The organism is Cysteiniphilum halobium, from assembly GCF_003574425.1.
GTDB classification, from domain to species: domain Bacteria; phylum Pseudomonadota; class Gammaproteobacteria; order Francisellales; family Francisellaceae; genus Caedibacter; species Caedibacter halobius.
Genome location: NZ_QLIU01000023.1, coordinates 42696 through 59756 on the forward strand (window position 1 = coordinate 42696; position 17061 = coordinate 59756).

Here is a 17061-nt window from a genome sequence, read left to right on the forward strand (position 1 = left end):
CTTTATGATGGGTATAGACCATGTAATATTTGTTGCTTATTGTTATCATTTTTTGTCTTATATTGCTTTAAAGCTTGATATAACAAGTCATATTCTACGAACTCACTATCTGCATATAATGCTCTATTTATTGCAGTAAGTACATGTTTAAGTGCTGTATCTTCAATAATCTGAGCAACATCCATTACACTGTAAAATCTTTGATTGAATACCACACTTCCCCAGATAATAATGGCATTATTTATGGCAGTTAAATCCTTATTATCACAAGCTTTTTTAACATCTTTAAGCGCCTGATTAATATCTGGTTTTTCTAGCCGTTTGGATGATTGATATGACGCTTGTATTACTTTTTTAGATTTAAATCGACTAAGAATAATAAGCAATACAATCAATGTAACTAGCCATAAAATTGCAAAGATAATCGCTAATACTATCGATAATGGATTATGTACTACCTTAATGATCGTCTTTGTGGACTGTGCTGCAGGTGTTGCATTTATCACATTTGTTTGTATAGGCGTTACGACCTTGCCAGGCAATACTTTAAAGGTTTTTGCCGGCAAAACTGCTGTTTGCATCGTTTGTGATTTAATGTTAAACCAATGTACTTTAATCTGTGGAAACTCAACAATACCCTTTTGTGTTGGGATATAAGCTATCTTAAAGACTTTACTTGCTGCAGGCAGATTATTTTTAACATAATCTTTACTTTGCACTTTATCCGGATAAGCATTAACATTTTTAGCATGTGGAAAACTTAGATTAGGCAAACTTGCCGCTTGAATACCTGTTGCAGTTAATACAATCGTGCGGGTCACCGGCTCACCAACAGTCAGTTCATTTGAATTACTTGACCAGCTGTCTTTTAAACTGACTGAGTTGGCAGGCAACCAATCACTGATATCAACATTTTGTGGAATCGGTTTTATATGTAATGTTAATGCATTGGACTTAACCAATATTGGTTTGGCACTTTGCATTGCAAAAAATGAATTAGAATTATTTTGTAAAACGGCCGCTTGAATAGTGCTTTGTGGAATATTAATTTCACCAGATTGATTTGCTGTAATTAAAAACTGCTGCTCAATCACATTATAGGTTTTACCATTTTGCTGTGCTTGATATTGGCTGTTTTTACCAAAAGGTTCAACTGTTGCATCAGCCAATTGCAATGGCTGCATACTTAAGTTAGATAAAGGCTCGGCATAGTAAAGTTTCAAAGTATATAATACAGGTGTATTAACATAAGCACTATCATTTGAAAGGGAGGCATCTAGAAAAATACTAGCTTTTTGTTTAGCATTAGCCCCTTTTGGCACTTTGCTAACAGTAATCGTCAATGGTTTAGTTTGTTCATGACCAACAGTTAATGCTGGAATCGTGATATTCCCTGTTTTCTTAGGTAATAAAGTCACAATATATGAAATGTCCGATGTACTTTTGCCATTGATAACACTAGTTTGACTACTGGTACTGGTGCCATAGATATCAAAATCCTTCTTCAACGGTGTCAAATCAGGCTGTTCGTTCATATCATCAAGCTTAATCGTTAACGTCAAACTCTCACCATCGGCTAACTGTGTGCGATCAACCGACGCAGAAACAGAAGCTTGCGATGACTGCACCATAAAAATAAGTACAGCTATCACCAGTATAAAAACACTTATTGCTTTTCTTAGTTGTTTAATAACCCTAATCATTGTTTGCTCCATTTTGCAAGATTTGACGCCGCTCATAATCTCTTAAAAATTTCTGTTTCAATAAACCACCAGGATCATCTGGAACCTGTGATAAAAGTGCTTCTACTCTTTTCTGACGCAATGCATCTTCACGCGCTTGAGCATTCGAGACTGCCATCTTTTGAGATGCATTTTTGTCTTCTTTTTGCCCTTTACTTTCTTTTGATTGTGCTTGTGAGGCCTGTTCTTCTTGATTTTTATTATTATTTTTATGCTCTTTACTTTGTGAGTTTTGAAGATTGTTAGCATCTTTAGCAGATGATTTACGCTCTTGTTGCTCTTTCTTATTTTCTGATTGACTCATATTCTGTTGATTATTAGCAGGATTATTCTGATGCTGTTGATGTTCCTGATTTTGCTTATTCTTATTATTATGCTGTTGACCTGATTGCCCCTGATTATCTTGGTCTTGCTTATTTGCTTTGCTTTGCTCACCACTCTGGCTAGACTTTTGATTCTGAGCACTTTGTTGATTTTCCTTATTTTTCTGCGCTTTTTGTTCTTTTTGACTCTGCTTGTTATCTTTGTTGCTTTGATCTTGCTGGTTTTTATTTTTTTTATTCTGAGCGTTCTGTTGATATTGCTTTTGCTGATTTTCTTGTTTTAACAAATTCTCAATATATTCAAGATTTGCTTTAGCATCAGCAAAATTGCTCTTTTTGGCTAACGCAGCTTTATACGCAGCTATTGCCTTTTGATACTCATGTAATTGTGCTAAAGCGTTGCCTTGGTTATATAACCCCACTGCTGAGTTATCTTTTTTAAAAGCACCTAATGCAGCTTTATAATCTTTGGCACGATACAATGCTGCTCCTTGCCAACGATTATCAGTAAATAATGCTGCTGCTTCTTTGTTTTTGTGCTCATTAAATAAGTTTTCAGCCTGCTGATTTTTATTCAACCATAGATCTTGCCAAGTGTTTGCCCATAGCAGTGTTGGCAATAATAACACCACTAAACCACTTATATGTTTTATCGACATACTTTCTCCAACCACCCTTTTCGTGCAATCAATGCCACAAGAATAATCAATAGCCAAACAAGCCAATGACCTTCATCCTTCCATAGTGCATTGGCTTTTTGTGTTTCTGTTTTTTGCGTTTTGCCACTATCAGTATGACTTAACATGCGCGCAACATCTTGATCATTATCGGTAATCAGACTAAATTGCCCATCTCCTGAGATAGCAAGTTTTTGCAACGTAGTGGCATCCATATTGGCAAATACAATCTGCCCTTTTTTATCAGTCACAAAACCACCATCGTTATTTTTAATCGGACCTCCTTGTGCTGTACCCACTGCCAAAACTGATGTTTTAATACCTTCTTTTGCTAAGTTTTGAGCTTCCACTAATGCCCTGGACGATGGTGTGCTATCGGTGACCAAAATAATCTGACCTTCAGAAAACCCTGTTTGTTTGATGAGTTTAGCTGACTCTACTAATGCTTTTTGGATATTATCACCACTAACAGGCACAATATTTGAGTTCAAAAAAGGTACCATATTAGCAATGGTATTGGTATCAGCCGTCAAAGGAGATACAACAAAAGGCTCACCCGAGAAAACAATCATGCCTGTTTGCCCTTCTTTAATCCTTTTAAGTAAGTCTAGCACTTTAAAACGTGCGCGCTTTAGACGTGTTGGTAGGACATCATTGGCATTCATTGTTTGTGAGACATCTAAGGCGATTACACGTGCTGCGACTTTTTGATAAACCGGCTGCGGATATTGTGACCAAGTAGGACCTGCCAATGCAACCACTCCTATACACCACAATAAGAAAATCATCACTGGTAAAATGCTACGCTTACGTGTCTGTTTCCCCACCAATAGGTGCTTTAGTAAGTGTGGGTCACAATGACCACTCCAGTTGTTGGCGACAGTTTTTACTCTCAACATCATGATTAACAAAACAATAGAAGGAATTATGAGTAAAAACCACCAAGGACGTAAGAAGTGAAATGAGTGAAATAAAGATAGGAAACCAACAAAACTCATACGACTCTCCTTTGTCCTGCCTTAATCCATAATAGGGCAAGAATAAGACTTAAAATCATTGCGACACCTAAAGTCCATGGGTAAAATGGTGTCACTGGGCGAATAGTAATCTTATCGGATTTCACGGGTTCTAATTGATTGATTGTATTATAAATCGCTTGCAACTCCTTGCCATCTTCAGCACGGAAAAACTTACCACCTGTCATTTGTGCAATTTTTTTCAACCCGTTAATATCCAAATCACTCGATGGATTGACGATTTGCGGACCAAACATCGTCTGAATCGTCATCTTCTTAGCGCCTAATCCAATGGTATAAATCTTGATATGTTCTTCTTTTGCAAGCTTTGCTGCCGTATTAGGATCAATCACACCAGCATTATTGCCACCATCGGTCAGAAGAATAAGTGCGCGCGATTGTTTGGGATAGTGCATCAGCTGCTTAATCGCAAGGCCAATCGCGTCACCTATCGCCGTTTGAATACCGGCAATACCTACTGTGGCATCGTTAAGCATTTGCCCAACGGTTTTACGATCAAAGGTTAGTGGCGTTTGCAAATAAGGTTTAGAACCAAATAAAATAAGTCCCAAACGATCACCCTCTCGCTTTTGGATAAATTCATTAGCAACCGTTTTCACCAAATCAATCCTTGACTCAGCCTTACCGTTAACCAGCATATCTGGTGTACGCATGCTCCCTGAGAGATCAACTGCTAACATTAAATCACGTCCAGTTTGTGGTAAGGTTAATGGCGCACCTAACCACTGCACACCAGTGCCTGAGATCACTAGCAAAAACCATATGACAAGTAATAAATATTTAAACCATGACAAATGTTTAGTGTGTTTAGTGGTATTCTGAGACAGCGTTTTTTGAAGAGCTGCATAAAATGGAATTCTTAAACCCTCTTTGGCATCACTGTTTTTGACTTTAGGTAATGCAAAACGAAATACGATTGGCAACAGTAATAAAACAAAAACCCAAGGATAAGCAATCGTGATCATAGCACTTTCCTCAACCATTTTTTTGTTAAGGTGATGAGTGCTTGACGCTCATTAGCACTCAACTCTTTTGGCGCATAGCTTGCCAATAACAAACGTCCATCACCCTTGCTAAAATCTTCTGTTTTAAGCTTTTCATCTAAAAACTTAAGCCAGTTTTCACCAAAATATAAATGCACATTAGCAATCTTGAGCTCTTGCATTGCTACTTGCTTTAAAAAAATAGAAACCTCTGATATAAACTCTTGAGGCTTTTCTACCTCAACGGTCTTTATCGTTGTATCAAACAGCTTTAATAATGTCTGTTTCCGACGATACGCTTTGATCTTTTTAGCTACAAACCAGATGATGAATCCAACCATCACTAACACAATTACTGCTACGATATACCAACCAATAGCAAGCGGCCACATAGATACCGCAGGGGGAAGATGAATGTCTTTTAACCCTGCCAATACATCAGTAGCCATAACGCATTACTCCATGATTTAATGTTTTAACCAAATCATCATTCGTTGCCAATGCGACAAACTGCATATTGTGTTGATTCGATAGCGCTTTTATTTTATCCAGACGCTTAGCAAATGGCTCTGCATAACGCTTATGCACTTGCCTATCAGCTGCATTTAGCTCCAAAAAATGTAACTGCCCATCACTAAAGCAATATTGTCCTTTATCAGGTAAACTTACCTCTAATGGATCATAGGCGAAGACTTGAATAATTTCACTTTTGCGATTGATCAATTTTAAATACTGTTCAGCCTCATCATCAAAATGCACAAAGTCACTAACCACAATCACGACACTGCCACTTTTAAGTGTTTTAGATAAATTCTTAAGTGTCATAGCCAGCGAATGGCCATTAGATGACCTTAGCATCTTAGCAGGATCGCTTAAACATTTAAAAAACTTAAGCAAATGACTGCGGCTGCGCGCCGGGGTTAATTGATATAAGCCCTTATCTGAAAATACTACGCCACCGACTTGCTCATGATGATGTAATGCTGCCCAACCTAATAAGGCACACACTTTAGCAGCCAGTACACTTTTAAAACAAATACGCGTTCCAAATTGCATCGATGATGATTGGTCTATGATAAAGTAGATCGCCCGCTCTCTTTCTTCTTTATATACTTTAGTATAGGGTTTGCCCAAGCGCGCAGTCAGTGGCCAATGCATTAAGCGGATATCATCACCGGGTTGGTAATGCCTGACTTCCTCAAAATCCATACCTCGCCCTCTGGCACGCGAGACATGTTGCCCTACTTGATTGGTATTTACTCTCTGACTATTAAAAAACTGAATATTTTGCGCATAAAAGCGCAAGCTCAATAACTCATTAATATCAGCCGTTATTCCCTGTTGATCACTATTGTTTTTTGAACTCATTAGTATTTCCCCCCTTTCCCACTTATGGAATCGGTACGGCTTTTAAAAGTGCATCAATCACATCATCACTGGTAATATTATCAACCTCAGCCTCAAAGCTTAGTAATACTCTATGCCTTAATACCTCATGAATCACTGCATGCACATCATGAGGTGACACATAGTCTTCAGCATTTAACCAGGCATGCGCGCGTGCTGCGCGTTCCAAGGCAATCGTGCCACGAGGACTTGCACCAAAGCGAATCCATTTAGCTAATTCCACACTATATTTTGCCGCATCACGCGTTGCTAATACCAATTGAATCATATAGTTCTCAACGGCACTGGAAACATGTAAGTCCAATACCTGTTGCTGCGCTGTAAAGATATGTTCTTGTGTTATCAGTGATGGTTTTTCTAAATTTACTGAACAATTTCCACGATTTAAAGCTAAAATTTCTTTCTCCATTGTTGCATCTGGATAGCCTATTTTGACATGCAACATAAAGCGATCTAATTGTGCCTCAGGTAATGGATAAGTCCCTTCTTGCTCGATTGGATTTTGTGTTGCCATGACCAAAAATAAATCTGGCAACGCATAAGTTTGTTTACCAATCGTAATTTGCTTCTCGCCCATTGCCTCTAAAAGTGCTGATTGCACTTTGGCAGGTGCGCGATTTATTTCATCGGCTAACAATAAATTATGAAACAAAGGACCTGTTTGAAACTCAAAGCTTTGTCGCTCAGGAATATAAATTTCAGTTCCCGTTAAATCCGCAGGTAACAAATCCGGGGTAAATTGAATGCGGTGATATGAACACTCAATACACTCAGCAAGCGTTTTGATTGCAGTGGTTTTAGCAAGCCCAGGAGCCCCCTCAACCAACAAATGTCCAGATGATAATAAGGCAATTAACAAACGTTTTGTCAAAGCACTTTGTCCAACAATGCGTGCATCCAAATACGCTAATAAACTCTCAAAATCCTGATATACCGACATAAACCCTCCTACGGCTTAAAGGCTTCATATAGTTTATGGTTATTTTATAAATCCATTTATGAATTTCAAGCCCCATTCTGCTCATGTTATTGAAAACCATCAATGTATAACTCCTAATACAGTTCCTTTTAATCATCATCTTAACTACAATTAAGAACATTATTATCATTTTAATAATGTTTATGCTTACAGATAGTCATTGTCACTTGGATTTTCCTTGCTTTAATAGCATGCGTAATCAAGTTTTGCACCATTGTTTTGAGCAAGGCATTACGCATTTTATTAATCCTGCTGTAGCGTTTAGCAACTGGCAAAGAGTGATTGAGTTAAGTTTAAAACATTCATCTATCACAGTAGCTTTAGGCTTACATCCTTGTTATGTTGAAAAACATCAACAAGAACATCTTAATGCACTAAGAAAATGGCTTATAACACATCATATACCACTTGTTGGCGAAATCGGTTTAGATAAGCGTTTTATCGAGAATTTTGACCTGCAAATATTCTTTTTTAATGAACAATTAGCGATTGCCCAAGAATTACAAAAACCTGTGATCATTCATAGTGTTAAAGCACATAATGAAGTCATTGCTGCATTAACACACCATCATTTTACACATGGTGGCATTATTCATGCATTTTCAGGCAGCTTTAATATTGCTAAAGTTTATTGTGATCTTGGTTTTAAACTTGGTATTGGTAGTGTTTTGCATTGTCCAAATAGTAAATTGCCAAATGTGTTAAAACGCATCGGCATTGAAAATATCTTACTTGAAACAGACTCACCCGATATGCCCATACCAAAGAGTGGTGGCAAAATAAATACACCATTATCCCTACTACAAACATGTGATCTGCTTGTGGAAATTTACAAGCTGTCAAAAGATCAAATACATCAAGTATTGGCGCGAAATGTGCAACAGATTATTTAGAACAAATCTCTTATCCTATAGTTATACTGATCTTAAACATTTTGTTATTTTTATCTGGCAAAAACCAATAATACACTACAGAGCCACCAAGCTTTATGATATATTGCCACACAATGTTTTGATCAAGACGAACAATAAATATGGCTGAACAATTGGATAATAATGAGTTGGATAAGGTAAAGCTTTTATGGAAAAAATATGGCTCAAAACTAATAACACTCCTTTGCATTATTTTAATAATTATCATCGCTTGGCAGTACTGGCAAAAAAGGAAGCTTGAAAACAATGTGCAAGCAGCTGAACTTTACCAAAACTTGGCCCTTATTGCCGATAATGCATCAAGCAACTCAGAAGCCATTTTAAACCAAGCACAAAACCTTATTAATCTTTATCCCAAGTCTATTTATGCCGATTTTGCCCGTTTGGAAATTGCAAAACAATCCGTACTTAAACATCAATTAGATCAAGCAGTAGTGAGTCTTAAGCAAATTGCCAATAGTAGTGTTAATCCAAATTTGCAAGCCATTGCTAAACTTCGCCTTGCACGTGTTGAATTAGCGCAAAATAAAACAGCCGAAGCTATTGCAACACTCAATAGCATTACATTAGCGGGCTTTGGCCTCTCAAGAAATATGCTATTAGGTGATGCTTATTTCATTAACAAAGACTATGCCCAAGCCAAAACATACTGGCAAAATGCATTATCTGAAGCCAACAAACCAGAGTTGGCAAATATTAAAAACCTATTACAAATGAAAATTGATAATCTTGCTGCGTTAAGCAAATGATAACGGATAACAATATGACAAAATTAACAATCAAAAATACTAAAAAAATTATTCTAAGTAGTGTATTAATTGCTGTTTTTGGTGGCTCTTTAGTCGCTTGTGGCAACAAAAGCAACGACACACCACCTAAACCACTTGTTGAATTTAAATCAAGCTTAGATGCTAAATATACTTGGGATACTAATATTGGTAATGGCAATGATGGGCAAATCGATTTAACCTTAACACCTGCCATTAAAAATGGTGTAGTCTACACATCAAGTTATGACGGATATATCTCAGCAGTAAATGCAACAGGCAAACGCTTATGGTCAACCAATACTAAGCTTCAGTTAAGCTCGCCTGTTACTGTCAGTGGTCATACTGCTATTGCAGGCAGCTTACGTGGCACATTAGTTGCCGTAGATACCAGCTCTGGCAAAGTACTATGGCAAAGCGCATTACCAAGCAGCTTATTCTCAGCACCCACTATTGTTGATAATGTGATTTACACACAAACACATGATGGTAGCATCTCAGCATATAAGCTTAAAGATGGCAAACAGCTGTGGACACAAAGCATTGCAATACCTGATTTGATGTTAGTTGGCAATAGCTCCCCTGTCGTATATCAAGGCTTAGTGATTGCTGGTACTTCATCTGGTAGTTTATGGGGCTTAAAAACAGCCACCGGTGAAAAACAATGGGATAACCCAATTGCCTTACCACAATCAGGCTCCCCTGCACAGCAAATGGTTGACATCACAGCCACACCCATTATTGACAATGACACACTTTATGTTGCGACATTCCAAGGCAACTTGATCAGTTTCAACACTAAATTAGGTAGCATGAACTGGCAGAAAAAAGCGTCTATTTATCGCAGTATGGCATTAGGACAAAAGGCTATTTTTACAACTGACACCAAAGGTGATCTGATTGCTTATAATCTAAAAACCGGTAATAAGCTGTGGCAAGCCACTGAACTTGAAGGACGCAAACCATCCGCACCTGTATATATTAACGGTATGGTTGCCGTTGGAGATTATAAAGGATATGTGCATATCTTCAACGCAGAAACAGGCAAGTATCTAACACGTGTTGAGATTGGTGGTGATGGTATTAGTGCCACACCCATTGCTGCTGGTAAATCCATCATTGTCCAAACCAACAGTGGCAAACTTGCTGCTATCCATTTATAAAAAATTATTATAAATGTCAAACGCTAAAACTTCACAAAAAATCACGGCATTTATTGCACCTTCTTTGTTTATTCTGGTGCTGATGATTTCAGTGGGCCCCTTTGGTGATACGATCTATGCACCTTCTTTGCCAAGCATTGCTCAAGCCTTTAATACACCTTATCACAATGTCCAATTGACCATTACCTTTTATCTATTGGGTTACTCCATTAGCCAGATATTATATGGCCCTTTCTCTGATCGTTTTGGACGTAAACCGATTATGATTATTGGTGCTGCTATTTTTCTTATTGGTTCTACTGTTTGCTTGATTAGTCCCAATATTAGCATACTAATTTTTGCGCGTTTCTTACAAGGCTTTGGTGCTTGTGCTGGAGCGGTTATCTCTAGTGCTGCCGTACGTGATGCGTTTTCGTTAAAAGATCAAGGTAAAGTTTTTGCTAAGATGAATGCCGCTTTTGCTATTGCCCCTGGAGCAGGGGCAATTGTTGGCACTTTTATCTCATGGCAAACAAATTTTATTGTATTATTCGTATTGGCAATTATCTTACTTATTTCGATTATTTTTCTCTTTCCTGAAACACTACGTCAGAAAAACTATGGTGCAACTCGTCCCAAGAAACTGGTTATTAACTACTGTAAGCTATATCAAGCACGTGGCTATTTTGTTTATTTGTGTCTCTTAGGACTTAATATTGGGATGGTTTATGCCTGCTTAGTTGAAGCACCAGGCATTGTTATTAACATACTGCATTTACAAAAGATATGGTTTATTGTCATCGCTGCAGGGATTGTATTGGCATTTATGATTGGCTCAGTATTATGCAGCTATCTTGTACACAAGATTAGTCAAAATGGGATTTTGCTTATTGGTATGTTTATAAGCCTTATTGGTGCCATTATGCTATTGTGTTTTATGTCGCTAAACATTGTCCATTTATATAGTTTACTAACACCTGTTATTATCCTTTTTACAGGCATTTCATTTGTTATTCCAATTGCTACAGCAAAGGCTCTTGCACCATTTACACTAACCGCAGGCTCAGCTTCGGCAATGATGGGCTTTTTTCAAATGGGTGCGGCCTCATTAATCACCGCTATTGTCACAATATTACCCTTTAGCGATACACTCTCCATGCCTATTTCTTTTACCTTTCTCTCAAGCTTAAGCATTGTGATTTTAGTCATTTATATGTTGCGGCTTAAAAAAGTAAATTGAGTTTAACTATTATGCACCTTTGATGTTACGCGCTGTAGAATACTGAAAACAACAAATGCCAACAATAAACCAATCATACCAGTCACACCAAGCTCATAAACCGTATCCAATACATGCCAAGCACCTAATGCAGTAAATACAAATCCACCAATAATTTGAATAAAGCTAAATATAGCGATTGATGAACCCTTGTATTCTGGGTAAACCGAGGTTGCAATAGCCATCATATTCGGATAAACCCAAAGATAGACAAGCCAAAAAACAGATAAGCAAATAATATCGGCAGTATATGTACTTGTATTTGACGATAAAGTTACACCAATCATACTGATAAACATGACAATAAGTGCTATTTTAACCAGTGACATCATGCTGTATTTCCTAAGAAGTATACCATTTAACCATGCGCCAATAAGCATACATAAAATGACTAATGCAATAACCCAACCAAACGCTGCAACCGGCATATGGTAGACCTGAACAAAAATATAAGGGTAGGTCAAAAGCACGCAGGCAACAACACCATAGACAAAAAACATGACCAAAGTAGCAGTTAAAAAGCGTAGGTTAAACATAATCTTTAACACTTGTGCCATGTTTACTTTTGTATGTGAGGTAGTTGCTTTAATACTATTTCTACCAATAACTAAGCCAAAAACTACAATTAACGCAATAACCAAAGCATACCAAAACATGAAACTAACCACGCTATGCCATCCTTGATATTGCATTAAATAACCTGAAATCACCGGAGAAATCGATATAGTAAACACTGAAAAAGCGATAAGTAACGCATAGACTTTTGAAAACGCCTTGCCTTGAAACGAATCAGCGACAATGACACGCGCTAAAACCGCAGCCATACCGGCACCAATACCCTGAAAAACACGCCCAATAAGCATCCATTCAATCGTATGCTCGACATGGCATAAAGCACTGCCTAGCATCGTAACAAGTAAGCCTAAAATCAAAATACGTATACGTCCAAAGCAATCGGATAACACACCTGAAATAAGTTGTGAAATCGCACTACCCAACAGGAAAAATGCTACTGTATATTGTACCATTTCTTTTGAGGTATTTAACGCCTTATCTAAATAGGGTAACACTGGCAAATAGATATCCATCATTGCTTGCGGATATGCCAGAATAAATCCTGCCGCAATAAATAAAATGATTAATACAGTTTTGCTTGTTCTATTTGTCATTGGTGATTTTTCTATTGACATGTTTTTTAGTATCCATTTTTTATCCATGCATTATCAGTCGTCATTATAGTTAAAACTTAAGTAAAAGCTTATTTCTTTTTAAATGTTCTTATATTAAACCTTAAGGGGTGAAGTCCTTCTAGCAGATAATTTGGCACAGATGCTTTATACCCATGAGCAATTAGTTGACTTAATAGCTTAGCACCATATATCATCGAGCATAGTCCTTTTGAGCCATATCCTGTTAATAAATAAAGTCCTGGTAGATACTCCGCTTGAGGCAGCGCCTTTAAAATAAAACCTTTTTGCAAGCGTTGATAATATTGCTGCGAAAAATTAAGCACATCAGCAATGGCACCAATCATCGGTACATGATCAGGAGTTACACAGCGCAATGATACACGTCCTGATATAATTTTAGCATCTACTGACTCATCAATGACATTAGACAACTGTGCCAGATTAATATTATGATCACTATCACGCACTTTAGCCATTAGATCATTATTATCACGAAATGTTGCACCGATAAGCTGCTTGTCATCAACGCTTGGTAGAATATAGCCTTTATCAATTACAATTGCTTTGTTATTTAATAGTTTTTGTACTTGAGTAATTTGTCCATATGATGGATACACTTCTAGATGTTTAAGTGACTTAATCTGCTGTATAAGTGAGGCACTACCGGCAAATACCACCGCAGCGTATGCTAGCGATTTTGGATTATTTTTGTTATCGGTGAAGCTAAGCTGCCAATTATTATTTAATCTTACACATTCATCTAATCGATATGATAAAAATAGATTTACACTTTTAGTGTTATGAATAAGGCTTTGACATAACGAATAAGGATTAACCATCATTGCCGTTGGATAGTAAGCACAGGTTGATGAAATATCAAAACCTGCTATTTCAGAAGCTGTTGCAGCATCAACGATTTGTAATAAATCGTCAATTGACACACGTTTCTTCACGATATTTTCAAAACGCTGTTGTGTTTTTTTATCATTTAATAGTTCCAAGGCACCACACACTTTAAAATCAATTTCATTTTTATGTTTGAGAATATAATCTCTGGTATGCACAAAACCTTGGGTATGAAATAGGTCAGAAATACTACCATCAGCAGTAATATAAGGACGTAAGATCCCATAAGGGTTACCTGATGCACCTTGTGCAATATCATCAGATTGATCAAACAAATCAATTTCAAATCCCATATGATTTAATTCATACGCCAATGCACAACCGGCCATACCTGCACCAATAATTGCAATTTTCTGATTTTTGTTGAGTATAAATGAAGGTTTCGCAAAATACGATTTCATTTTAGTTTGCGCTAATTTTTGAGCATTATTAATGGAGGCACAAATCATTTCACGTTTGTAGCCAAAGCCTTTTCGCTTTCTCACTTCAAAGTTTTGGGTTTCTAGTGCTTGCTTGACAAAGCCTGCGGCAGTAAATGTCGCCAAAGTTGTTTGTCCATGACTTAAACGATAAATTTCTTGAAATAAATCATCTGACCACATATCTGGATTTTTAGCAGGGGCAAAACCATCTAAAAACCAAGCATCAACACTAAGATCGATTGTTGTCAGCATCTTAGCGGCATCACCAATCAATAAAGTTAAATTAATATTTTCTGATATATTCAGAAGTGTTGCACCACAATAAAAACCCTTTGGATAAACACTAAGCAATTGCCCCGTATAAGGTTTTAATGTTGACCATATCGACAATGCTTTGTGTAAATCACCATGCGTTAATGGATATTTCTCACAACTTATGAAGCTTAATTTAGCCGTTTTAGGTGCATACTTATCCCAAAGCTTTAGGGTAACTAAAAAGTTTAACCCGGTACCAAAACCTGTCTCAGCAATCACAAAATGCGTAGCTTGATCAAGATTTTCAAATCTTTGCTTTAGCTGATTACCATCTAAGAAAACATATTCACTCTCTGCAAGTCCATTATGTTTTGAGAAATAAACATCACCAAATTCATCCGAGAGTGGCTCGCCTGAGTCTTGCCATTTTAGTTTTGCATGCTGCAAATTATCGATCCTTTACAGCAATCGTTAGGCGATTAATCGATATCAAGCGCCCCTTTTCATCCATAATTTCAATTGCCCATACATGTGTTGTACGCCCTATATGATGTGGATAGGCTTTTGCGGTTAAAATCCCACTAACAGCTGGGCGAATATGATTGGTATTGATGTCTAATCCAACACAATATTGCGTATTTAAATCAACGGCATAGTTTGCTGCAGTACTGCCAACGGTTTCTGCGATTCCACAAGAGACACCACCATTCATAATCCCAATGGGTTGCTTGTGCTTTTGCTTTAACTCCATTTCTGCTAATAAATAATCATCACCTAATTCAGTGAAACAAATACCCAAGGTGTCCGAGAATAAACCAGCTCCTCGCTCGTTCATTTGCTCTATAGTTACAGGTGTTTTCCAAATGCTCATGTTTTTCTCCTATTCTCTTAAGCCCCAAACAGTTTTAACCCATCTTTTTTGCGTTTTTCTTCAGCACGAATTCTTCTGGCATCTTTAGGATCAATGGTTAACATACGATAAATTTCAATGCGATCATCAGACTTTACAATATGATCGAGTGTCACAATGTCACTATAAATGCCCACTGATTGTACATTTAAATCAATCTCTGGAAAATCACTTAACACACCACTTTGTGTAATCACATCTTTTACAGAGGAATTTTCATGACACTCAAGCTGATATAGCTTCTGTTTTTTAGAATCCGCATAAACAACTTCTACTGGTAACATTTTCATACAGACGCTACTCCATACACCGTCTTGGCACGTTTACAAAAGGCATCAAGCATTGTATTAGCCAGTGTATTAAAGACCACACCTAATGCTAATGCCATCACTTTAGAAGAGAACTCAAACTCTAAATCCAATGTTATTTTACAGGCTTTATCATTTAATGGAATAAAATGCCATACACCCAGCAAACGCTTAAATGGTCCTTTAATTAACCGTATCTTAATTTCCTTATCTGGGATCATATCATTGTGCGTGCCAAAATCAATCTTAACTCCACCTTTGGCAATTTTAAGCGTCGCTTCAGCTTCAGTTTCGGTATGCATATGTACCTCTACCGTTTGGCACATCGGTAGAAACTGGGGGTACTTGTCAATATCATTTACAAGGTCATACATCTCTTTAGCACTGTATTCAACCAATGCTGTTCGATGAATTGTTGTCATAGTGTTTCTCTTATGTCATAAGTTCATGTTAGAATCTCGGCTATTGTAACGCTTATGCACTATTTTGCAAAACAATGGCAAAGACAAAACCAAAATCAACGGCGACCAGTAATACGATTGCCAAAAACAAAAAAGCTTTTTATGAGTATTTAATTGAAGAGCGCTTTGAAGCAGGTATTGTACTTCAAGGTTGGGAAATTAAAAGCATACGCGCAGGTCGCGTACAATTAACCGATAGTCATATTCATGTTAAGAATAATGAGGCATGGCTTTTTAATGCGCTGATTACACCTTTGCATTCTGCATCCACTCATGTTGTACCTGTTCCTGCAGGTACACGTAAGTTACTATTGCATCGCAGAGAAATTAACAAACTCTTAGGCAAAATTGATCAAAAAGGCTATACCGTTGTGCCATTGGCAATGTACTGGAAAGGCTCACGCGTTAAACTTGAGATTGCGATTGCCAAAGGTAAACAACAGCATGATAAACGCCAAGCTTCGAAAGAGCATGATTGGAAACGTGAAAAAGAACGACTATTTAAAAAGAATCTATAACACCATGACACAAATAGAAAAAAAACTTCACTTTTATATCACCAAAGCAATTGCCGATTATAAGATGTTGCAAAAAGATGACAAAGTCATGATTTGTTTATCTGGTGGTAAAGACTCTTTCACACTGGTTAAGGTTATGCACGACTTAGTAGCTAACGGTACTTACAACCTTGATTTAATTGTTTACACGTTGGATCAAACACAGCCGGGTTGGGATGATTCTGGATTAAGAAAATACCTTGAAGATCATAATATAAAATATATCATTGAAAAGCGTGACACCTACTCTGTGGTTATTGATAAAGTCCCTGAAAATAAAACTTACTGTTCACTATGTTCACGTTTACGCCGTGGTAATATTTATCGTTTTGCGCGTGATAACAAGGTGGATAAAATCATGCTTGGACACCATAAAGATGATGTCATTGAGTCAGCTTTAATGTCGATGTTTTATCAAGGAAAAGTTAAATCAATGCCTGCAAAATTGTTAACGGAAGATAAACACAATGTGGTTATCAGACCAATGATTTACTGCCAAGAGCGCGACATTGCGCGCTTTGCCAAAGAACAGGCTTTTCCAATTATCCCGTGCAATCTATGTGGCACACAAGAAAATCTAAAACGACAACAAGTAAAAAACCTGATTCACCAGTTATCTCAACAAAACCCGATTATTCCACAGAATATCTTTGCATCTCTTAGCAATATTGTACCTAGTCACTTATATGACCAAAATCTATTTGATACACGTGGGTGTGATCAAGAGCGTACATATAGCTACCCTATAAATGCTTAATTATTATAATTTTACGACAAACTTTCC

At 37.2% G+C, this 17061-nt stretch carries 18 protein-coding genes; 6 read left to right on the plus strand and 12 right to left on the minus strand.

Annotation, left to right across the window (positions count from 1 at the left end):
- Positions 1-2: 2 nt before the first annotated feature.
- Genes DNK85_RS05515 through DNK85_RS05545 form a run of 7 tightly spaced genes read right to left on the minus strand, consistent with a single transcriptional unit; the run spans position 3 to position 7109 of the window.
- Positions 3-1703, minus strand: a complete 1701-nt coding sequence (locus tag DNK85_RS05515; RefSeq protein ID WP_162896544.1) for a BatD family protein — start codon at positions 1701-1703, stop codon at positions 3-5.
- A complete protein-coding gene (locus DNK85_RS05520) occupies positions 1696-2724 on the minus strand; it encodes a midas domain-containing protein (protein WP_119328574.1) in 1029 nt (342 codons plus the stop codon). Before DNK85_RS05520 ends, DNK85_RS05515 begins: the two co-directional genes overlap by 8 nt.
- On the minus strand, positions 2715-3740 hold the full coding sequence (locus DNK85_RS05525) for a vWA domain-containing protein (protein WP_119328575.1): 1026 nt from the start codon (positions 3738-3740) through the stop codon (positions 2715-2717). Before DNK85_RS05525 ends, DNK85_RS05520 begins: the two co-directional genes overlap by 10 nt.
- A complete protein-coding gene (locus DNK85_RS05530; protein ID WP_162896545.1) occupies positions 3737-4744 on the minus strand; it encodes a vWA domain-containing protein in 1008 nt (335 codons plus the stop codon). Before DNK85_RS05530 ends, DNK85_RS05525 begins: the two co-directional genes overlap by 4 nt.
- Positions 4741-5211: a DUF4381 domain-containing protein gene (locus tag DNK85_RS05535; protein WP_119328577.1), complete on the minus strand. Its 471-nt coding sequence runs from the start codon at positions 5209-5211 to the stop codon at positions 4741-4743. Before DNK85_RS05535 ends, DNK85_RS05530 begins: the two co-directional genes overlap by 4 nt.
- Complete coding sequence (locus DNK85_RS05540; protein ID WP_119328578.1) at positions 5201-6130, minus strand: DUF58 domain-containing protein; 930 nt, start codon at positions 6128-6130, stop codon at positions 5201-5203. Before DNK85_RS05540 ends, DNK85_RS05535 begins: the two co-directional genes overlap by 11 nt.
- Positions 6131-6152: 22 nt before the next feature.
- Positions 6153-7109, minus strand: coding sequence for an AAA family ATPase (locus tag DNK85_RS05545; RefSeq protein WP_119328579.1), 957 nt, complete (start codon positions 7107-7109; stop codon positions 6153-6155).
- Positions 7110-7291: 182 nt separating this feature from the next.
- On the opposite strand from DNK85_RS05545, the gene DNK85_RS05550 reads away from it, so the two are divergent.
- The 4 genes from DNK85_RS05550 (at position 7292) to DNK85_RS05565 (ending at position 11229) form a co-directional block, all read left to right on the plus strand.
- A complete protein-coding gene (locus tag DNK85_RS05550) occupies positions 7292-8041 on the plus strand; it encodes a TatD family hydrolase (protein WP_268876835.1) in 750 nt (249 codons plus the stop codon).
- 140 nt (positions 8042-8181) lie between these two features.
- Positions 8182-8829, plus strand: coding sequence for a YfgM family protein (locus DNK85_RS05555; RefSeq protein ID WP_119328581.1), 648 nt, complete (start codon positions 8182-8184; stop codon positions 8827-8829).
- 14 nt (positions 8830-8843) lie between these two features.
- Positions 8844-10010, plus strand: coding sequence for an outer membrane protein assembly factor BamB (gene bamB / locus DNK85_RS05560; protein WP_162896546.1), 1167 nt, complete (start codon positions 8844-8846; stop codon positions 10008-10010).
- A 13-nt stretch (positions 10011-10023) separates the two neighbouring features.
- Positions 10024-11229: a multidrug effflux MFS transporter gene (locus DNK85_RS05565; RefSeq protein ID WP_119328583.1), complete on the plus strand. Its 1206-nt coding sequence runs from the start codon at positions 10024-10026 to the stop codon at positions 11227-11229.
- Between the two features lie 2 nt (positions 11230-11231).
- Here DNK85_RS05565 and DNK85_RS05570 read toward each other — a convergent pair whose 3' ends face one another.
- The 5 genes from DNK85_RS05570 to DNK85_RS05590 all read right to left on the minus strand — a co-directional run bounded on the left by DNK85_RS05570 (position 11232) and on the right by DNK85_RS05590 (position 15681).
- The gene (locus tag DNK85_RS05570; RefSeq protein WP_162896547.1) at positions 11232-12458 is read right to left on the minus strand and encodes an MFS transporter; all 1227 of its coding nucleotides are present in this window, start codon (positions 12456-12458) and stop codon (positions 11232-11234) included.
- 68 nt (positions 12459-12526) lie between these two features.
- Positions 12527-14488: a bifunctional tRNA (5-methylaminomethyl-2-thiouridine)(34)-methyltransferase MnmC2/FAD-dependent 5-carboxymethylaminomethyl-2-thiouridine(34) oxidoreductase MnmC1 gene (gene mnmC / locus DNK85_RS05575; protein ID WP_162896548.1), complete on the minus strand. Its 1962-nt coding sequence runs from the start codon at positions 14486-14488 to the stop codon at positions 12527-12529.
- A 1-nt stretch (position 14489) separates the two neighbouring features.
- Entirely contained in the window at positions 14490-14912 is a 423-nt protein-coding gene (locus DNK85_RS05580; protein WP_119328586.1) for a hotdog fold thioesterase, read from the minus strand.
- Between the two features lie 17 nt (positions 14913-14929).
- Complete coding sequence (locus DNK85_RS05585) at positions 14930-15241, minus strand: RnfH family protein (RefSeq protein WP_119328587.1); 312 nt, start codon at positions 15239-15241, stop codon at positions 14930-14932.
- Positions 15238-15681, minus strand: a complete 444-nt coding sequence (locus DNK85_RS05590) for a type II toxin-antitoxin system RatA family toxin (RefSeq protein ID WP_119328588.1) — start codon at positions 15679-15681, stop codon at positions 15238-15240. The genes DNK85_RS05585 and DNK85_RS05590 overlap by 4 nt, the downstream gene beginning before the upstream one ends.
- 74 nt (positions 15682-15755) lie before the next feature.
- Between DNK85_RS05590 and smpB the strand changes: the two genes are divergently transcribed.
- Positions 15756-16238 (plus strand): SsrA-binding protein SmpB, encoded by a 483-nt coding sequence (gene smpB / locus DNK85_RS05595; protein WP_119328589.1) that lies wholly within the window; start codon positions 15756-15758, stop codon positions 16236-16238.
- A gap of 4 nt (positions 16239-16242) precedes the next feature.
- Positions 16243-17034 (plus strand): tRNA 2-thiocytidine(32) synthetase TtcA, encoded by a 792-nt coding sequence (gene ttcA / locus DNK85_RS05600; RefSeq protein WP_235842385.1) that lies wholly within the window; start codon positions 16243-16245, stop codon positions 17032-17034.
- Positions 17035-17061: the final 27 nt, after the last annotated feature.